The organism is Acidisoma sibiricum, assembly GCF_057837225.1.
The window spans coordinates 565,638-582,383 of record NZ_CM174445.1; the positions used below are offsets into that span (position 1 = coordinate 565,638).

General features: G+C 63.9%; 18 protein-coding genes. 8 read left to right on the forward strand and 10 right to left on the reverse strand.

Translation table 11 applies throughout. From position 1 onward, the window contains the following. Positions 1-37 precede the first annotated feature (37 nt). The gene (locus AC3G7M_RS02700; protein ID WP_489214180.1) at positions 38-538 is read left to right on the forward strand and encodes a DUF2141 domain-containing protein; all 501 of its coding nucleotides are present in this window, start codon (positions 38-40) and stop codon (positions 536-538) included. Here the strand turns inward: AC3G7M_RS02700 and AC3G7M_RS02705 are convergent. Continuing rightward, positions 511-1,446, reverse strand: coding sequence for a metallophosphoesterase family protein (locus AC3G7M_RS02705; protein WP_489214181.1), 936 nt, complete (start codon positions 1,444-1,446; stop codon positions 511-513). The genes AC3G7M_RS02700 and AC3G7M_RS02705 overlap by 28 nt on opposite strands. Between AC3G7M_RS02705 and AC3G7M_RS02710 the strand changes: the two genes are divergently transcribed. Further along, positions 1,446-2,426, forward strand: coding sequence for a diacylglycerol/lipid kinase family protein (locus AC3G7M_RS02710; protein WP_489214182.1), 981 nt, complete (start codon positions 1,446-1,448; stop codon positions 2,424-2,426). The two genes, AC3G7M_RS02705 and AC3G7M_RS02710, sit on opposite strands and share 1 nt — an antisense overlap. Continuing rightward, positions 2,423-3,313, forward strand: a complete 891-nt coding sequence (locus AC3G7M_RS02715) for a hypothetical protein (protein WP_489214183.1) — start codon at positions 2,423-2,425, stop codon at positions 3,311-3,313. The genes AC3G7M_RS02710 and AC3G7M_RS02715 overlap by 4 nt, the downstream gene beginning before the upstream one ends. A 10-nt stretch (positions 3,314-3,323) precedes the next feature. Here AC3G7M_RS02715 and spt read toward each other — a convergent pair whose 3' ends face one another. Together spt and AC3G7M_RS02725 are read right to left on the reverse strand one after the other, a co-directional pair. Continuing rightward, entirely contained in the window at positions 3,324-4,544 is a 1,221-nt protein-coding gene (gene spt, locus AC3G7M_RS02720; RefSeq protein WP_489214184.1) for a serine palmitoyltransferase, read from the reverse strand. Between the two features lies 1 nt (position 4,545). Then, positions 4,546-4,812, reverse strand: a complete 267-nt coding sequence (locus AC3G7M_RS02725; RefSeq protein WP_489214185.1) for an acyl carrier protein — start codon at positions 4,810-4,812, stop codon at positions 4,546-4,548. A 209-nt stretch (positions 4,813-5,021) separates the two neighbouring features. Here AC3G7M_RS02725 and AC3G7M_RS02730 point away from each other — a divergent pair, with 209 nt between their 5' ends. Then, positions 5,022-5,924, forward strand: coding sequence for a glucosamine inositolphosphorylceramide transferase family protein (locus AC3G7M_RS02730; RefSeq protein ID WP_489214186.1), 903 nt, complete (start codon positions 5,022-5,024; stop codon positions 5,922-5,924). Beyond that, a complete protein-coding gene (locus AC3G7M_RS02735; RefSeq protein ID WP_489214187.1) occupies positions 5,921-7,075 on the forward strand; it encodes a hypothetical protein in 1,155 nt (384 codons plus the stop codon). The genes AC3G7M_RS02730 and AC3G7M_RS02735 overlap by 4 nt, the downstream gene beginning before the upstream one ends. A 1-nt stretch (position 7,076) precedes the next feature. Here the strand turns inward: AC3G7M_RS02735 and sthA are convergent, their stop codons facing one another. Further along, positions 7,077-8,522 (reverse strand): Si-specific NAD(P)(+) transhydrogenase, encoded by a 1,446-nt coding sequence (gene sthA, locus AC3G7M_RS02740; RefSeq protein WP_489214188.1) that lies wholly within the window; start codon positions 8,520-8,522, stop codon positions 7,077-7,079. A 152-nt stretch (positions 8,523-8,674) separates the two neighbouring features. On the opposite strand from sthA, the gene AC3G7M_RS02745 reads away from it, so the two are divergent. Beyond that, positions 8,675-9,871 (forward strand): acyl-CoA dehydrogenase, encoded by a 1,197-nt coding sequence (locus AC3G7M_RS02745; protein ID WP_489214189.1) that lies wholly within the window; start codon positions 8,675-8,677, stop codon positions 9,869-9,871. A 28-nt stretch (positions 9,872-9,899) separates the two neighbouring features. On the opposite strand, the gene AC3G7M_RS02750 is transcribed toward AC3G7M_RS02745, so the two are convergent. Further along, positions 9,900-10,331 (reverse strand): CBS domain-containing protein, encoded by a 432-nt coding sequence (locus AC3G7M_RS02750; RefSeq protein ID WP_489214190.1) that lies wholly within the window; start codon positions 10,329-10,331, stop codon positions 9,900-9,902. A gap of 233 nt (positions 10,332-10,564) precedes the next feature. Between AC3G7M_RS02750 and AC3G7M_RS02755 the strand changes: the two genes are divergently transcribed. After that, positions 10,565-11,497, forward strand: coding sequence for an acetamidase/formamidase family protein (locus AC3G7M_RS02755; protein WP_489214191.1), 933 nt, complete (start codon positions 10,565-10,567; stop codon positions 11,495-11,497). Here AC3G7M_RS02755 and AC3G7M_RS02760 read toward each other — a convergent pair. Next, complete coding sequence (locus AC3G7M_RS02760; RefSeq protein WP_489214192.1) at positions 11,492-12,256, reverse strand: helix-turn-helix domain-containing protein; 765 nt, start codon at positions 12,254-12,256, stop codon at positions 11,492-11,494. The genes AC3G7M_RS02755 and AC3G7M_RS02760 overlap by 6 nt on opposite strands. A gap of 93 nt (positions 12,257-12,349) precedes the next feature. Between AC3G7M_RS02760 and AC3G7M_RS02765 the strand changes: the two genes are divergently transcribed. After that, complete coding sequence (locus tag AC3G7M_RS02765; protein WP_489214193.1) at positions 12,350-13,060, forward strand: class I SAM-dependent methyltransferase; 711 nt, start codon at positions 12,350-12,352, stop codon at positions 13,058-13,060. A gap of 5 nt (positions 13,061-13,065) precedes the next feature. Here the strand turns inward: AC3G7M_RS02765 and AC3G7M_RS02770 are convergent, their stop codons facing one another. The 4 genes from AC3G7M_RS02770 to AC3G7M_RS02785 form a co-directional block, all read right to left on the reverse strand. Beyond that, a complete protein-coding gene (locus AC3G7M_RS02770) occupies positions 13,066-13,671 on the reverse strand; it encodes a VC0807 family protein (protein WP_489214194.1) in 606 nt (201 codons plus the stop codon). A 102-nt stretch (positions 13,672-13,773) separates the two neighbouring features. Beyond that, positions 13,774-14,736 (reverse strand): sugar phosphate isomerase/epimerase family protein, encoded by a 963-nt coding sequence (locus AC3G7M_RS02775; protein WP_489214195.1) that lies wholly within the window; start codon positions 14,734-14,736, stop codon positions 13,774-13,776. Beyond that, positions 14,736-15,542, reverse strand: a complete 807-nt coding sequence (locus AC3G7M_RS02780; protein WP_489214196.1) for an ATP-binding cassette domain-containing protein — start codon at positions 15,540-15,542, stop codon at positions 14,736-14,738. The genes AC3G7M_RS02775 and AC3G7M_RS02780 overlap by 1 nt, the downstream gene beginning before the upstream one ends. Before the next feature lies 1 nt (position 15,543). Further along, complete coding sequence (locus tag AC3G7M_RS02785; RefSeq protein WP_489214197.1) at positions 15,544-16,599, reverse strand: ABC transporter permease; 1,056 nt, start codon at positions 16,597-16,599, stop codon at positions 15,544-15,546. Positions 16,600-16,746 lie beyond the last annotated feature (147 nt).

Sequence of the window (16,746 nt, forward strand, 5' to 3'; positions counted from 1 at the left end):
TCTCTGCCATGAGTCTGCGCGCACTGGCCCGATACCGATGACCGTTCTGCCCAAATGCTGGCTCTTGGCCGGATTTGCCCTGCTGACGCTGGGGTTTTCCGGCGCTTTTCCAGCTTTCGCGGCCACGCAGTCGGGCGCTCCTTGCACCGCGGCGGGCGTCTCTCAATCGGCGACGCGGCTTCTCATGACTGTCACCAATATTCGCCATGGCGGCGGCAATATCACCTTCACGCTCTATGGCGACGATCCCACCAAGTTCCTGGCGCATAAGGGCAAAATCGGCCTCATCCGGGTGCCGGTGACCGCCAATACCGTCACCGGCTGCTTCGCCCTCTCAGCACCCGGCACCTATGCCGTCGCCATCTACGACGACGCCAACAACAACCACCGCTTTGACAGAACCATGGTCGGCCTGCCGGCAGAGGATTACGGGTTTTCGGACAACCCGCGCATCATCCTCGCCCCGCCCGGCCTGCATGCCGCGTCCTTCGCGGCGGGACCAGGCGATACTCACATTACCATCGCGCTGCATTCCTGACGGGCGAGCGCAAAGCGCCATTCACCAGCCGGTTCGAATAGATTATGTGCCGAATTGTAACGGCGCAGCAGGGTTGTGAGCTGCCAGCCCTTCTCTGCCGTCTCGATGCGATGCAGATGCCAGGCCGCCCATTCCGGCCGCGCCTGGCTGGCCAAGGCCGCCGGCACGCCGAAGGACGGAATAGGCCCCGCCGGCCCCGGCAATCCGTCCAGCCGCGTGACGTGATGATGGCCGGAGAGTACCAGTTCGGCGCCGTACTGCGCCAGCACCGCGCCGAACGCTGCCCGGTCACGCAGCGCCTTGCGCTCGCCGCCATGCCCCAGGGTCGGCGGATGATGAATAAGCACCACGCGAAACAGACCCTCGCGGCCGGTCTCCGCCAGCAGATCGGCCAGTTTTTGCATCTGCGCCGTGCCGATTTCGCCCCAGGCCTGAAAGATGGGCGTGGCAATAGCCGAGCTGACGCCAATAATCGCCACGTCACCGCGGCGTCTCAGAAAAGGAAACTCCCCTTCGCCCCTGGCGGCGGGCTTCGCATCACTGCGCATCCAGTCCTGCCATTGACCAAGACTGTCTTGCCATGGCAACGGAACTGTCCGATCATGATTGCCGGGAATAACCGACAGATCACGCGGTTCTCCCATCTGTTGGAGATAGCGTCTCGCCGCTACGAATTCGGAAACATGGCCGAAATTCGTGATGTCTCCTGTCAGGGCAATATGATCAGGCGCCTGCTCCGCGATGTCGGCCAGCAAAGCCGCGGATGGGCGCCATGTGTGAATGCGTTTGCGCTTTCTGTGCCAGGACAGTTTGGCAAGAAGGCTTTTCAGGTTTCGATCCCGCATCGACATCGCCTCCACCGGGGGCGGCAGATGCAGATCGGACAGGTGGGCAAGGCTGAATTGCATTGGGTCAGATAACCTCTTCCACGCCGGCACCCAAGCGGATTGGGTTGATTATCAACCCGCGCAGCCACGCCAACAAGACGAAGCCCGCTGATTTTGCTGCGGTCCTGGCACGCTACCCCGCGGTTCAAGCCGCCTCGCCGGACGGCCTGGCGGAACTGCAGGAAACGCTCACCCGCTTCGCAGATGACGGCGTGACGCTGCTGATCGTCAGCGGTGGCGACGGCACCTTGCGGGACGTCGTCAGCGCCATGCCCCAATCCTATCGCGGCGCGATGCCGGACATCGCTATTCTGTCCGCCGGCAACACCAATCTTGCCGCGCGCGTGCTGGGCAGTGCGGGCAGCGACAGCGCAGCACTCGAAAAGCTCCTCGCCGCGGCGGCTACAAACCAATTGCACCGCAAAACCTGCCCGCTTCTCAAAGTCTCCTGGCCGGAGGAACCCTCCCGCGCTCCGGTCTTCGGCTTCCTGTTCGGTGCGGCGGCCTTCACCGAGGTCAAACGCGTCGCCAACGCCGCCGTCCATCGCAGCGGCCTGCGCCATGGCGCCGAGGTTGCCGTCACCGTTCTGCTGACGATGCTGCGCGCTATCACGGGCCGCAACCCTGCCATCAAGCAGGGCTGGCCGATGACCGTCACGATAGGCGATCGCCCGGCCGTCGATGGCAAGCGCATGCTGGTCATGGCGACGACGCTCGACAGTCTCATGCTCGGTCTCTGGCCCTTCTGGGGCAAGGGACAGGGCGGCATCCGCTGGCTGGATATCGACGCCTCGCCCCGCCGCCTCACCGCTGCCCTCACCAATATGCTGATGCGGCGGCCGAAGCCCTGGATGCTGCGCAGCGGCTATCGCTCCGGCCGCGGCAACAGCCTGCGCCTGCGGCTCACTCAGCCGTTCATTCTGGATGGTGAGGCTTTTGAGCCGCGCCCCGGTGGCGTGCTGTTATCGACCGCCGCCAGCATCACGATCGTCGCCCCGTGACAGCCGGCCCCGTGCCGACGCTGGAAAGACTGATCGCGGCGGAGCTGGACCGTCCGGCCCCGGCCGCACTGGGCGGGCTGGTGCGGCAGATACTCGCCCGTCACGGGGCCGCCGTCTCCGCCATTCTGTTCTATGGCTCCTGCCGCCGCACCGGCGATCTCTCCGGTCTCATTGATCTCTACGTGCTCTATGACCGTCACCGCGCCTTTCATGGCCGGGCGCTGACCGCGGCTTTGAATGCCGCCCTGCCGCCCAATGTCATGCTGATGGCGCCTGCCATCGGTCAGGACGGATTGCGCGCCAAGGTCGCCATGCTCTCGGTCCGGCAATTCGCCCGGCGCGTGCGGGCGGGCTCGCTCGACACCACGATCTGGACCCGCTTCTCGCAGCCTGCGTCGCTGCTCTATACGCGGGATGCGGCGGCACGCCGCCGGGTCGTCACCCTGCTGGTTCAGGCGGCCGATACCGCGCTCGCCTGGGGACGCTGGCTGACCCCCGCGGCCGATCGCCCCGCGGCGCTCTGGGAAGGATTATTCGCCCAGACCTATCGGGCAGAGCTGCGACCGGAAAGCGCGAACCAGCCGCACGTGCTGTATGAGACCAATGCCATCTGGTTTGACGCCCTGTTCGCGGCCGGATCGGACGTGGCAAAGACGGCGCCACCCCTGGGCGGCTGGGCTCTCCGTCGGCTTTGCGGCAAGCCGCTCAACCTGCTGCGGCTCACGAAAGCGGCTTTCACCTTCGCCGGCGGCGCCGATTATCTGCTCTGGAAGCTCCAGCGCCACAGCGGCATCCGGCTGGACCTCTCGCCCTGGCAGCGCCGCCACCCGATCCTGGCCGCACCCTTGATCCTGTCGCGGCTGCGGCGAATGGGCGCGCTGCGCTAAGGTTTAGGGTCTAATCGGCGGCGGAAGCCGCTGCCGCGACCGCCTCCCCGATGATGCCAAGCTCCTCGCCGACGGCGGTGATGGCCTCCACCGCGAAACGGATATCGGCCGCACTATGAGCGGCGCTGACACTGGTGCGCAGCAGCGATTCGCGCGCCGGCGTTGCCGGCGGCAGCGCCAGATTGACGTAAAGCCCGCGCGCCAGAAGCTTATTCCAGAAGGCGACGGCGATTTCGGGCTTGCTCAGCCGGACGGAGACGATCGGGCTTGGCGTAGGCCCAAGACGGAAGCCCGCCTTGCTCAGACCGCCATAGAGCGCGTCCGCATTGCGCGTCAGCGCCTGGCGCAGCTCCGGCCGGGCCGCCATCACGTCGAAAGCCTGGGTCACGCTCGCCGCGATAGAGGGCGGCATCGAGGCCGTGAACATATAGGCGCGGGAGGCGACGCGCAGCACATCGAATCCCTCCATATCAGAGGCACAGAAGCCGCCGATGCTGCCCAGGCTTTTGCTGAAGGTGCCGACGACGAAATCGACATCGGCCTCGACCCCCGCCACTTCCTGCAGTCCGCGGCCGTTTTCGCCGAGCACGCCCAGCGAATGTGCCTCATCGACCAGAAGATAGGCCCCGGTCTCGCGCTTCACCGCGGCGAATTCCTTCAGCGGCGCCACATCGCCCAGCATGCTGTAGATGCCTTCGACGACGATCAGCTTGTCGCCGGGCTTGTCGGCCAGATAGCGCAGGCGGCGATAGAGATCATCCGGGTCGTTATGCCGGAAGCGCGTCACCTGCGCCTCCGCCAGGCGCGAGCCGTCATAGATGCTGGCATGGCTGTCGGCATCCAGTAGCAGGTGGTCATCCCGCCCCGCCAGCGCCGCCATAATGCCGAGATTGGCCTGGTAGCCGGTTGTGAAAACCATCGCATCGCGCCGGCCAAGGAAGGACGCCACCCGCTTTTCCAGCGTGACATGAGCGCCATAGGTGCCATTGGCGATGCGCGAACCGGTGGTGCCCGTGCCCTCGGTTTCGAGCGCGGCGACCGCGCTTGCGATGCAGCTCTCGTCGAAGGTCAGGCCGAGATAATTGTTGGTGCCCAGCAGTACGACCGTCTGGCCGTTCAGGCGGGCCGAGGTCGGGGACAGGATCTCATCGAAGGCGACCGCAAAGGGGTTGATCCCAGCGTCACGCAGGCCCGAGAGGGACTGCGCGAGATGCGCGTATTTTCCAAGCATCTCAGGCGGCGGCCCGCGCCTGCTCGACCGTAATCGCGCGCGCGAGATCGCCGACCGTCGCGATTTCGGCGACGGTATCAAGGGGAATGACGGTATCGAAGGCGGTCTCAAGCTCCATGATGAAATCCATCACCGCGATGGAATCAAGGTTGAGATCGCGCAGAATATTCGTCTGTGGCGTTACGGCGTCCGCCATTTCGGCGGTCACGCCCTCCTGGGTCCGAATCACCGCGACGATCGTCGCAATCACGTCCTCTTCGCTCGACAAGATCTTGCCTCCATTGCAAAAGGCCTCTGCGCCATTTGCATGGCACGGAAAGCCCTATCGATTTTCTGGACGTGCTCTATCACGAATGTCAATCATTCGCATCGAGCGGCGCATGCGCAGGCCCCACCCCAGCCATGGGCCGCCGCCGATCACGCTGATCCGCCGTTTGCCGCCAGGATGACGGGCCAAAAGGAAGGATGCCGGACTGAATGCTGCGGCCCATGGATCTTTGGCGTATCGCGATCATCGATCAGCCGCTGCCGACGATCCTGGCGCAGGGGCTGGATGAGGCGCGCGTCACCTGGGCGCCGGCGATGCCGGGGCAATCCTTCCGTGCCGATCCCTTCGGCCTGTGGCGCGACAACAGGCTGTATGTCTTCGCCGAGGCTTTCGACTATCGCGACCGTCACGGCTATATCGATCTTCTGATCTATGATGAACGACTGACGCTGCTCGACAGCCGCACGGTGCTGCGGGAGCCCTGGCACCTCTCCTATCCTTTCGTCTTCGAGGCGGAGGGTGAAACCTGGATGCTGCCGGAAGCCTTTCAGTCCGGCACGCTGACGCTCTACCGGGCGAAGCAATTCCCTGACCAATGGGAAGCCGTGTGCCACATCCCGCTTGACGGTGCGGCCATCGATGCGACGCCTTGCTTCTGGCAGGGGCGCTGGTGGCTGTTCTATGCGCCGTCTCATGCCAAGCGGGCAAAGCAGAGCCATCTGCATGTCGCCTTCGCGGACCGGCTGACCGGACCATGGCATCTGCATCCCCGCAACCCGGTTCGTATTGACATTGCAAGCGCCCGGCCGGGCGGCACGCCGATACTCCAGGGTGGATCAATCATCTTACCGGTACAGGATTGCAGAAATACCTATGGCGCCGCCATCCGCCTGCTCGATATTTCCCGCCTCGATGAAGGCCGCTTCTCCGCCACAGACCGCGACGGCTTGCGGGCGCCGTCCTGGATGTCCCCCATGACGGACGGTCTGCACACGCTGTCGGCGATCGGCGAAATGACGCTGCTGGACGTGAAACGGCTGGATGCTTCGCTCTCCGCCAAAACGTCGCGACTTTATCATATCGTCAGACACAGGCTCGCCCCCGCCGCATGAAGATCGCGTTTCTCTACAATCACGACGCTGTCCACCAGATCCCGCATACAATCCCGGTGGCCTCCGCTCTCGCCGCGCGGGGTATGGACGTGCATATCCTGACCACCAGCCCAGACCAGCGGGAGACGGCCGCAAGCCTGATCAGCCCCGGTCGCCCAGTCACGTTCCACGACCTTACGCTGCGCTGGCCAAGCCGCATGGCGGACAGCCTGTTGCGGCCGATTGCGCCGTTCAAGCGCATCGCCATCCTGCGCGAACACGCAGCTTTTCTGAGCAGTTTCGACGCGATCGTGGTACCGGAAACGACGACCACGCTGCTACGCACGCGCTTCGGGGTCACCACACCGAAACTGATCTATATCCCGCATGGCGCAGGTGACGGCGCCGCCGGCTTTCGCCGCACGACGCGTCATTTCGATTTGGTCTTGCTATCGGGAGAGAAGGTGCGCGACCGCATGCTGGCCAGCGGACTGATTGCCGAGGACCGTTACATCATCATCGGCTATCCGAAATTCGATATCGCGCTCGCTCAGCCGGTTGAGCGCTTTTTTGCCAATGACCTGCCGACCATCGTCTACAACCCACATTTCAATCCGCATATCTCCTCCTGGTATCCGTTCGGACGCGATGTGCTGAATTGGTTTGCGGCTCAGGACCGCTTCAATCTCATCTTCGCGCCGCATACAATGCTGTTCAAAAGGGCCGTTCATATCACGCCGATTCATAAACGCCTGGGCTGGCCTGGCCGGCTGCCGAAAGCCCTGCGCCAGCATCCGCGCATCCGCATCGATACCGGCAGCCGACGTTCCGTCGACATGAGCTATATCCGCGCCGCAGACATCTATCTGGGTGATGTATCAAGCCAGATCTATGAGTGGATCGCGCAACCACGCCCGGCGATCTTCTTCAATACGGGCGGGGAAGACCGCGCCGCCTCCCCCGATTTCGGCCATTGGTCGCTGGGGGAGGTTATTCGCAGCCTGGACGCCTTGCCCGCGGCACTCGACCGCGCACAGGCGGCACCCGACACGTTCAGGGCTGCACAGCTTGCCCGGCGGGATCTGACCTTTTCGATGACCGCGACACCCGCCGGTGAACGCGGCGCGGACGCTATCCTTGCGTTTCTGGCGACGGGGGAGGCCCCCGTCTAGACTATTCGGCCGCCTTGCTGGTCTCGGCGTCGGACGCCACCGGGGCCGCGGCCGTGATACCCTTGGACAGCCGGTTATAGGCGTCGAGGGCGGCGATCTTGTAGGCCTCGGCCAGCGTCGGATAGTTGAAGGTATTTTCGATGAAATATTCGAGCTTGCCCTTCAGGTTCAGTACCGCCTGACCGATATGGATCAGCTCGGTCGCGCCCTCACCCACGATATGCACGCCGAGCAGGCGATGGGTACGGATGGAGAAGATCATCTTCAAGATCCCCGTCTCCAGACCCATGATATGACCGCGCGACGTCTCGCGGAAGCGGGCGATGCCGCATTCATAGGGAATGGCACGGCGCTGCACCTCCTCCTCGCTCATGCCGACGGTCGAAATCTCCGGCACGGCATAAATGCCATAGGGGAAGAATTCGGGTGCCGGCGGCAGCGGCATGTGGAAGGCATGGCATGCGGCGATGCGCCCCTGTTCCATTGACGTCGAGGCGAGGCTCGGGAAACCGATCGCATCACCCGCCGCATAGATATGCGGCACCTCCGTCTGCAGGGTCTGCGGATTGACAAGCAAACGTCCGCGATCATCTGCCGTCAGACCGGCTGCCGCGATATTGATACTGTCGGTCGCGCCCACCCGGCCCGCGCAATAGAGCAGCATCTGGCTGCGCACCCGCCGTCCGCTTTCCAGAATCGTCGTCGGCCAGCCGTCTTCCATGGTGATGGAGGCGACCTTGGAGCCGAAGCGGATCGCCATGTTGCGGTCACGCAACTGATGGATGAAATCCTCGATGATCTCGTGGTCGATGAAGTCCAGAAAGGTGCTGCGGCTCTCGACCAGGGTCACGGCGACGTCGAGCGCGCTGAAGATCGTCGCGTATTCGACACCGATCACGCCGGCGCCGACAACCGTCAGGCTGCGCGGCAGTTTTTTCAGGTCGACGATCTCGTCACTGTCGACGATATGCTCCCCGTCGAAGGGGATTTCCGGCGGCCGGTAAGGCCGGGTGCCGACCGCGATGAGGATCTTTTCGCCGCGGACGAGATTGATCTCGCCATGCTCGGCCGTCACTTCCACCGTATGCGGATCGACGAAGCGCGCCTTGCCGGCCATGGTCTTGACCGAGTTGCGGGCGAACTGATGCTCCAGAATATCGACCTCGTGGTCCAGCGTCTTATGCAGACGCGACATCAGGTCCTCAGCCTCGATATCCTTTTTTACCCGGTAGGCGCGGCCGTAAAAGCCGCGCTCCCGGTAGCCGGTCAGGTTGAGGACGGTCTCACGCATGGTTTTGGACGGAATGGTGCCGGTATGGACAGACACGCCCCCCACCCGCCGGCCCTTTTCGATGACCAGGACCGAATAGCCCAGTTTGGCAGCCTGAATGGCGGCACGGCGGCCGGATGGGCCGCTGCCGATGACGAGGAAGTCATATGCCAACACGCGCTATGTATCCCTTCGCAGGTGCAAAAAACACTCTAACACGAACGCGCGCCGATGGAATGCTCGCATCGTTGCCCGCGCGCCCCATCGCCACTACGATTTCATGACCGATCCCCCGGTATCAGGGGGCGATACTGACCGAGGACGCGACCATGGCGCATGAGCGCACTGCCAAGCCGGATTTTGACTGGGCCGACCCTTTCCGTCTCGACGACCAGCTGACCGAGGAGGAGCGCATGGTCCGCGACACGGCGCGCGACTTCGCGCAAAGCCGGCTCCAGCCCGGCATCACGGATGCCTATATGACGGAAAATTTCGACCGCAGGCTGATGGAGGAGATGGGGGCGCTCGGCCTGCTCGGCCCCACCATCCCGGAGGAATATGGCGGCGCCGGCCTCGGCTACGTCTCCTACGGCCTCGTCGCGCGGGAGGTTGAGCGCGTGGACAGCGGCTATCGCTCGGCCATGAGCGTGCAGTCCTCGCTGGTGATGTATCCGATCCATGCCTATGGCTCCGAGGCGCAACGCCGGAAGTATCTGCCCGGTTTGGCGACCGGGACGTTAATAGGCTGCTTCGGCCTCACCGAACCGGATGCGGGGTCCGACCCCAGCGGCATGCGCACGCGCGCCGTGAAGGTGGCCGATGGCTACAGCCTCTCCGGCGCCAAGATGTGGATCAGCAATAGTCCGATCGCCGATGTCATGGTGGTCTGGGCCAAGTCCGACGCCCATGACGGCGCCATCCGCGGCTTCATTCTGGAGCGTGGCATGAAGGGGCTGACCACCCCCAAGATCGAGAACAAGCTCAGCCTGCGGGCTTCCGTGACCGGCGAGATCGTCATGGATGAGGTGATCGTGCCGGAGGAGAACCTGCTGCCCGGCGTTTCGGGCATCAAGGGCCCCTTCGGCTGCCTCAACCGCGCGCGCTATGGCATCGCCTGGGGCACCATGGGGGCTGCCGAGTTCTGCTTCCATGCGGCGCGCCAATATACGCTGGACCGCAAGCAGTTCGGCCGTCCCCTCGCCGCGACCCAGTTGGTGCAGAAGAAGCTCGCGGATATGGAGACCGAAATCGCCCTCGGCCTGCAGGCCGCCCTCCGCGTCGGCCGGCTGTTCGACGAAGGCCGCCTGGCCCCCGAAGCCATTTCCATCGTCAAGCGCAACAATTGCGGCAAGGCGCTGGAAATCGCCCGCACCGCGCGCGATATGCACGGCGGAAACGGCATTTCCGCGGAATTCCATATCATGCGTCACGCCGCCAATCTGGAGAGCGTGAATACCTATGAGGGCACGCATGACGTGCATGCCCTGATCCTTGGCCGCGCCATTACCGGCATCGCGGCTTTCTAACGCGTGTCACGGCGTCGGCGGAGTCTTGTCAGACCGCGCCGGCGACGTAGGATTTCAGCTCCTCGACTTCCATCTGCTGCGCATCCAGCCTGGCCTTCACGACGTCGCCGATGCTGATGATGCCGACCAGCCGGTCGTCCTCTATCACGGGCAGGTGGCGAAAGCGCCCTTGGGTCATGATGGCCATGGCCTCCTCGACCAAGGTCTGACGCGTGATGGTGCGCACCGCACGCGTCATGACCGAGGAGACCGGCAGGGTCAGCGCGGCGGCGCCATGCACCGACAGCGCCCGCACCACATCGCGCTCGCTGACAATGCCGGCCAGCGTCTGCCCATCCATGACCGGCAGGGCGCCGACCCGCCACTCCGCCAGCAGCTTGCTCACCTCTTCCAGGCTATGCGTGCCCTTGGCCGTCGCGACCTCACGGCCCTTTCCTCTAAGAATCCTTTCTATCGACATGGTTTTCCTCCTGTCTTGATGTAGGCTTAACCACCTTCGGGCCTCTTCGTCCCGATTTCAGGTGGCGATCTGCCACCATAACAGAGTCGTTTCAAAAGTGCGGATTTCTTCACGCCACATCTCCGCGATCCCGAGGCTGGGCGATATATTTCTCTCGCACAGCGTCTTTCTGGGTTGCGTGACCGGGCTTTGAGACGGTTCGATGGCATCCGTACATTTGGGACAGTCACGCCATGGCGCAGCATCACGAAATCCCCTTCACGCCGGAGACGATGATCCGCAGCGTCATGTCGGCAGCCTTTCCACCCATTGTGACGATTGAGTCCGGCGATACCGTCCGCCTCTCATCGCTCCCTGCGGGGGGCGCCTCCGCCTTTCCGCCCGTGGCCGCCGATGTGCCGGAGATCTGGCGCCAGGGCGTCGCCGCCCACCCGCGCGAAAGCGGGCATTTCCTCACAGGACCCGTCTTCGTGCGTGGCGCCATGCCGGGCGACACGCTGCAGATCGACATTCTAGAGGCCAAGCCCTGCATCGATTTTGGCTTCGTCAGCATCCTGCCGCTGCTCGGCACCCTGCCGGAGGAATTCGACTATGAGACGATCCATCCCAGGATCGACCATGAGCGGCAGGTCATGACCCTGCCCTGGGGCAAGGAGCTGCCGCTCGATCCCTTCTTCGGCATCATGGCAGTCGCGCCGCCCGCCGCCTGGGGAGAGGTCAGCACCATCCAGCCCCGCGCCTTCGGCGGCAATATGGACAATAAGGAGCTGAAACCCGGCACGACTCTCTATCTGCCGGTCTTCAACGAAGGCGCGCTTTTCATGGCGGGTGACGGCCATGGCGTGCAGGGAGACGGCGAGGTTTGCATCACTGCGCTGGAAACCGCGCTTACGGGCAAATTCCGTCTGACGGTCCGCCGCGACATGAAGATCGAACGCCCCTTCGCGGAAAGCGCGACGCATCTTATTTCGATCGGCCTCGACGAGGATCTGGACGACGCCGCCAAGCAGGCCGTGCGGGAAATGGTCGATCATATCTGTCGCCGCAGCAACCTCTCCCGCAACCAGGCCTATATGCTGTGTTCCCTGATCGGCGATCTGCGCGTGACGCAGACGGTGGACGGCAACAAGGGCGTCCACATGATGATGGCGAAGGAGAATCTATAAAGCCCGCTCCCGTACCGTCTTCGGCGCATAGCCGAACTGGCGGGAAAAGGCGCGGGAGAAGGCGGCCGCACTGCCGAAGCCGGTACGAAAGGCGACAGCCTTGACGCTGGCCTCCGACCGCAAAGCCTGCTGCCCCAGGGTCAGGCGCCAGCCGGTCAGATAGGCGGTCGGTGTCTGCCCTACGACCGCGCGGAACCGCGTGATGAAATGTCCGCGCGACATCCCGGCCAGAGCCGCCAGTTCCGCCACTGTCCAGGCCCGGCGGGGATCGTCATGCATGGCAACAAGACTGCGATGCAGCGTCGGATGCGCGAGCCCCGCCAGCAGTCCGGGCCCGACGCCGCCCCGCGCAATGGCACGGCGAATGGCCAGCACGACGATGACCTCGCCCAGGCGGGATTGCACCGTCATCCCGCCGCAAGAGGGCTGACGGGCTTCCGCGACAAACAGCTCGGCCACGGCGCGCAACGCGGGTTCGTCGTCGAGCGGGAGGGAGAGCCGATCCGGCAAAGCCGCCAGCAGCGGGTTGACCGCACCGCCGAAACTCACCCGGGCAGCAATGGTCTGCGCACCACCCAAAGCTTCGGCGCCCTGCATCGAGAGCGTGAGATGGCAGGCGACATCCGTGGCCGCGTCATAGGCGATGACAAGCTCTGCATCGGTCGCGGTCGCGTCCAACACCGCAACCCGCAGCTCATAGGCGTGCAGAAAGGCGGTCAGCCGATCATATTTCTGAGCGATCTGCGGATTCTCAATCATGCCAGCGCCCCCAAAGGTGATCGGGATGATGGCATAACGTGGCCGTATCGCAATCGGCGGCCCAGCCCCGGCATCAGGCACGAGACCATCACCATGACGACAGCAGCGCAGGCAGCGGCCAAATTCGATGGCAGCCGGGCCGAGGAATACGAACGCCAGAGCCGCATCGCGCTGGCGGGTTACGAAGCCTGTCACGAACTGGCCGCCTGCCTGCTTGCGGCGTCCCTCGGCAGCGGCCGGTCTGCACGCATTCTGGTGGCGGGCGCCGGCGGCACAGCGAATGAAATCCTTACCGCCGGCGCGCTCGAGCCCGTCTGGCACTTCACGGCCGTAGACCCCGCGCCGGCGATGCTGGACCTCGCCATGGACCGCGTTGCGCGTGCAGGATTGTCAGGCCGGACAACGCCGGTTCTTGGCACCATCGGCGATTTGCCACAGAACGAAATCTTTGATGCGGCAACGCTCATCGGCGTCCTGCACCATCTGCCGGGGGACGCCGCCAAGCGCGCCATTCTGGCCGATATCGCCGCGCACCTGCCGGCCGGCGCGCCCTTCATCCTGGCCTGCAACCACTATTCCTATGCCAGCCAGCCTCTGCTGCTGGCCGCCTGGGGCGAACGCTGGCGCATGCAGGGCGCGAGCCCCGCGGAGGTTCAGGCCAAACTGGGCCGCATTCTGCAGGGCGCCGATCCGCCGGATTCCGAACAGGCGGTGGCCGGCCTGCTGCAGGATGCCGGGTTCGCGCCGCCCTTGCGCTTCTTCAGCAGCCTGTTCTGGGGTGCCTGGACAAGCCGCAGGCTCTGATTGCGCTAGATCGTCCTTATGCTGCGGCGGTACCAGAAGGTGCCGGCGAACAGAAGGCCGAGGATGCCGTAGCCGATGAAGGGTGACAGCAGCAGGTAGAGGCCGATCGGCCAGACGTAGACCAGCCAGATCATCACCGCCGTCTGCACAACCAGGCCCGCACCCCAGAGGATGGTGAGGTGCCGGAAAAAGCTTTCGCCCCGGGGCGTGGCCACAAAGGCCGCAAGCTTGTCGGAGGACTCCGCACCCTGGCGCGCGAAGGTCGCAGCAGCCAGATGATAGATGAGCGGCCGGCGCAGCCCGAGAGAGGCGAGAAAGACCAGGCCCACCAGACCCGTCACCGCATTTTCACGCAGTTGCAGCAGTTTCGGGCTGCCGCCGAAGGCGGTGGCCGCCACAGTGAGCAGAATGCCGGCCAGAACCACCATGCTGACCGCGTCCAGCCGGCGGACGCGGATGAGTTCGACCAGGCTCCACAGCAGCGGCGGCACAGCCGAGCCGATCAGCGCGGTCGTATCCCCATAATGCGGCGCGAGCCACGAATAAACCGCCCAGGGGGCGAGGATATTCACGGCGAGTTCCAGCACAAGGTTGAAAGAGAGGTGTTTCATTAAAGACGTGGCCCCTGATCCGTGCCGGAAAGGCAATCGATACGTGGTCGGACTGGACGTTAATCCGGCCATCGCACGATCGGCAAATCAGAGGCTTACGCGTCAGAAATCCTGCAGCGTGTAATCGCTTTTCTCTTCCGGTGCGGCGGCGCGCAGCAGATCGACCGAGCGGCGCAGGCCTTCGACGCGGGAGAGGATGAGATCCTCATGCTCGATCGACAGCCAGCCGTCATAGCCCGCCAGACGCAGCCGGTAGCAGAAATCCCGCCACCAGCCTTCCGGGTGGCCATAGCCCAAGGTGATATAGCTCCAGGAGCGGGCTGCGATATCGGTCAGCGAGCCGTTTTCCAGAAGGCTCGTTAACGCCTGGCGAGGCTTGTTGAGATAGGTGTCCTTGGCGTGGCAGTGATAGATCGCCTCACCCAGCGCATCGACCGCTGCCAGCGGATCGGCCCCCATCCACATCAAATGGCTGGGGTCCAGATTGGCGCCGACGACGGGGCCAATCTCCCGGCGCAGCCGCAGCAGCCCCGGCACGTTATAGACCAGCTGATTGCCGTGGATTTCGACGCAGAGCTTGGTCACGCCTTCGGCCTGCGCGAAGCGCGCCAGATCATGCCAATAGGGCAGCAGCTTCTCTTCCCACTGCCATGTCAGGATCTGCTGCGTCTCCAGCGGCCAGGAGGAGATGATCCAATTGGGCGTCTGGTCGCCGGGTCCGCCGGCCGGCAGGCCCGACATCAGCACGACCTTATCCAGGCCGAGAGCGCCGGCCAGGCGGATCGTATCGTGCAGAGCAGCCGACTGCCGCTCCCCCTCGGTCGGATGCAGCTGATTGCCATTGGCGTTCAGCGCGATCAGCTCCAGCCCGCGTGAGGAGACGGCTTGGCGCAACGTCTTCTGCTTCTCGCCACTCGCAAGGGTGGCCGCGAGATCCAGATGCGGCGCGGCCGTCCAGTTCGCCGCATTGATTTCAACCCCCGCGATGCCGAGCGAGGCCGCAGTATCCAGCATCTGCTCGAAGGGCAGATGGCCGAGAGAATCTGAAACGACACCGATTTTCATTATGCTGCCTTGGGTTCGCCGCGGTGCAGTTCGTGCTGCAAGGCGTTGAGGCCGGCGCCGCCCGCCATGTGGAACATGAGATCTTCCAGGCTGAGGTCGGAGCGTGGCGTATCCAGCTCCACCTCCCCGCGCGCCAGCACCATGAAATGGTCGCCGACCATATAGGCGTGATGCGGATTATGGGTGATGAAGATGACGCCGATGCCCTGCTCGCGCGCGGCGGTCGCGATATAGCGCAGCACGAGGCCGGATTGGGTGACGCCGAGGGCGGCCGTCGGCTCATCCAGAATGAGCACGCGGGCACCGAAATGGACCGCGCGGGCAATGGCGACAACCTGCCGCTGCCCGCCTGACAGTGTGCCGACCGGCTGGTCCAGATCAGGAATATTGATGCCCATGCGTTGAAGCTCGCGCCCTGCTGTCTCCTGCATCGTCTTCACGTCAAGCCGCCGGAACGGGCCGGCGCCCTTGAGGATTTCGGAGCCGAGATAGAAATTGCGCCAGACCGACAGCAGCGGCACCAGGGCCAGCGTCTGGTAGACGGCGGAAATGCCGAGATCCAGCGCCTGGCGCGGCGAGGAGAAATGCATGGACTTTCCGTCCACCGCATAGGTTCCCTGATCGTGCCCGATCAGCCCGGCGATGATGCTGATGAGCGTCGACTTGCCGGCCCCATTGTCACCCAGGATGCAGGTCACCTCACCCTGGCGCACCGCCAGGCTGACATCGCGCAGGGCGCTGATATTGCCGTAGCTTTTGCCGACATTGCTCAGCTGGATGATGGGCGCTGTTGTTGTGTCTGTCATCTTACTTGCTCCGGCTCAGGGCGCGCAGGCGCAGCCAACCGTTGAAGACGGTCGCCAGCAGCAGCATGGCACCCACGAAGAACATGAACCAATCCGGGTCCCAGTCGGCATAGATGACGCCCTCGGTCGTCATGCCGAAGATGAAGGCGCCTAGGGCCGAACCGGCGGCAGACCCATAACCACCGGTGAGCAGGCAACCGCCCACCACGGCGGAGGCGATATACAGAAGCTCGTTGCCGATACCGGCACCCGACTGCACCGTGTCATAGGCGAACAGCATATGCATGCCGGTGAACCAGCAGGCGAAGCCCACGATCATGAACAGACCGATCTTGACGCGCTTGACCGGAATACCGACCGCGCGGGCGCTGTCACCCTGGCCGCCGACCGCGAAAATCCAGTTGCCCATGCGGGTACGCAGTAGAATCCAGGTCGCAATCGCCGCGAAGACAAGCCAATAGACGATGGCGATGCTGACGCTGACACCGAAGACATGGAAGTTGGAGGCAAAGATCCGCTGGCCGAGGTCGAAGCCATCCATGCCGCTGATATCCTGGGTCGCAACATTGCCGGTCACCAGTTTGGTGATGGCGATATTGAGGCCTTGCAGCATCAGAAAGGTCGAAAGCGTGACCAGAAAGCTGTGCAGCTTGGTGCGCACCAGCAGATAGCCGTTCAAGGCACCGATCGCGAGGGACAGGAACAGGGCGAGCAGAATGCCCAGCCACAGATTGCCCGTCACTTCCGTCGCAAACATCGATGCCGCCAGTGATGAGGTTACCACCGCAACGCCGGCGCTGAGGTCGAACTCTCCGCCGATCATCAGCAGCGCCACGGCGACCGCCGGAATGCCGAGAATGGAAGCCTGGTAGAGGACGGTCGACAAGGCCGAGAGCTGGCGGAAGGGGGGCGCCATCACATAGAAGAAAACAAAGACAAGAATGACACCGCCCAGCGCGCCGACTTCCGGTCGCTTGAGGACACGCTTCCATAAGGGCGTCTTGGGCAGTTGACGTTGCATGGCGCGTGCATCCACGCTTTCAGTGAGAGCGTTCACCTGATCTCCTCCCGGCCGTTGCCGGCCGCCGTCTTCGGGCCGGGCCTGGTCGGTCCGGTTGGCGCCTCTAGGCAGACCAACCGAACCTTTCCGCAGACCCATCAGTGACTTAGAGAGTTATGCGCATCAGACGAAAACGGTCTCGTT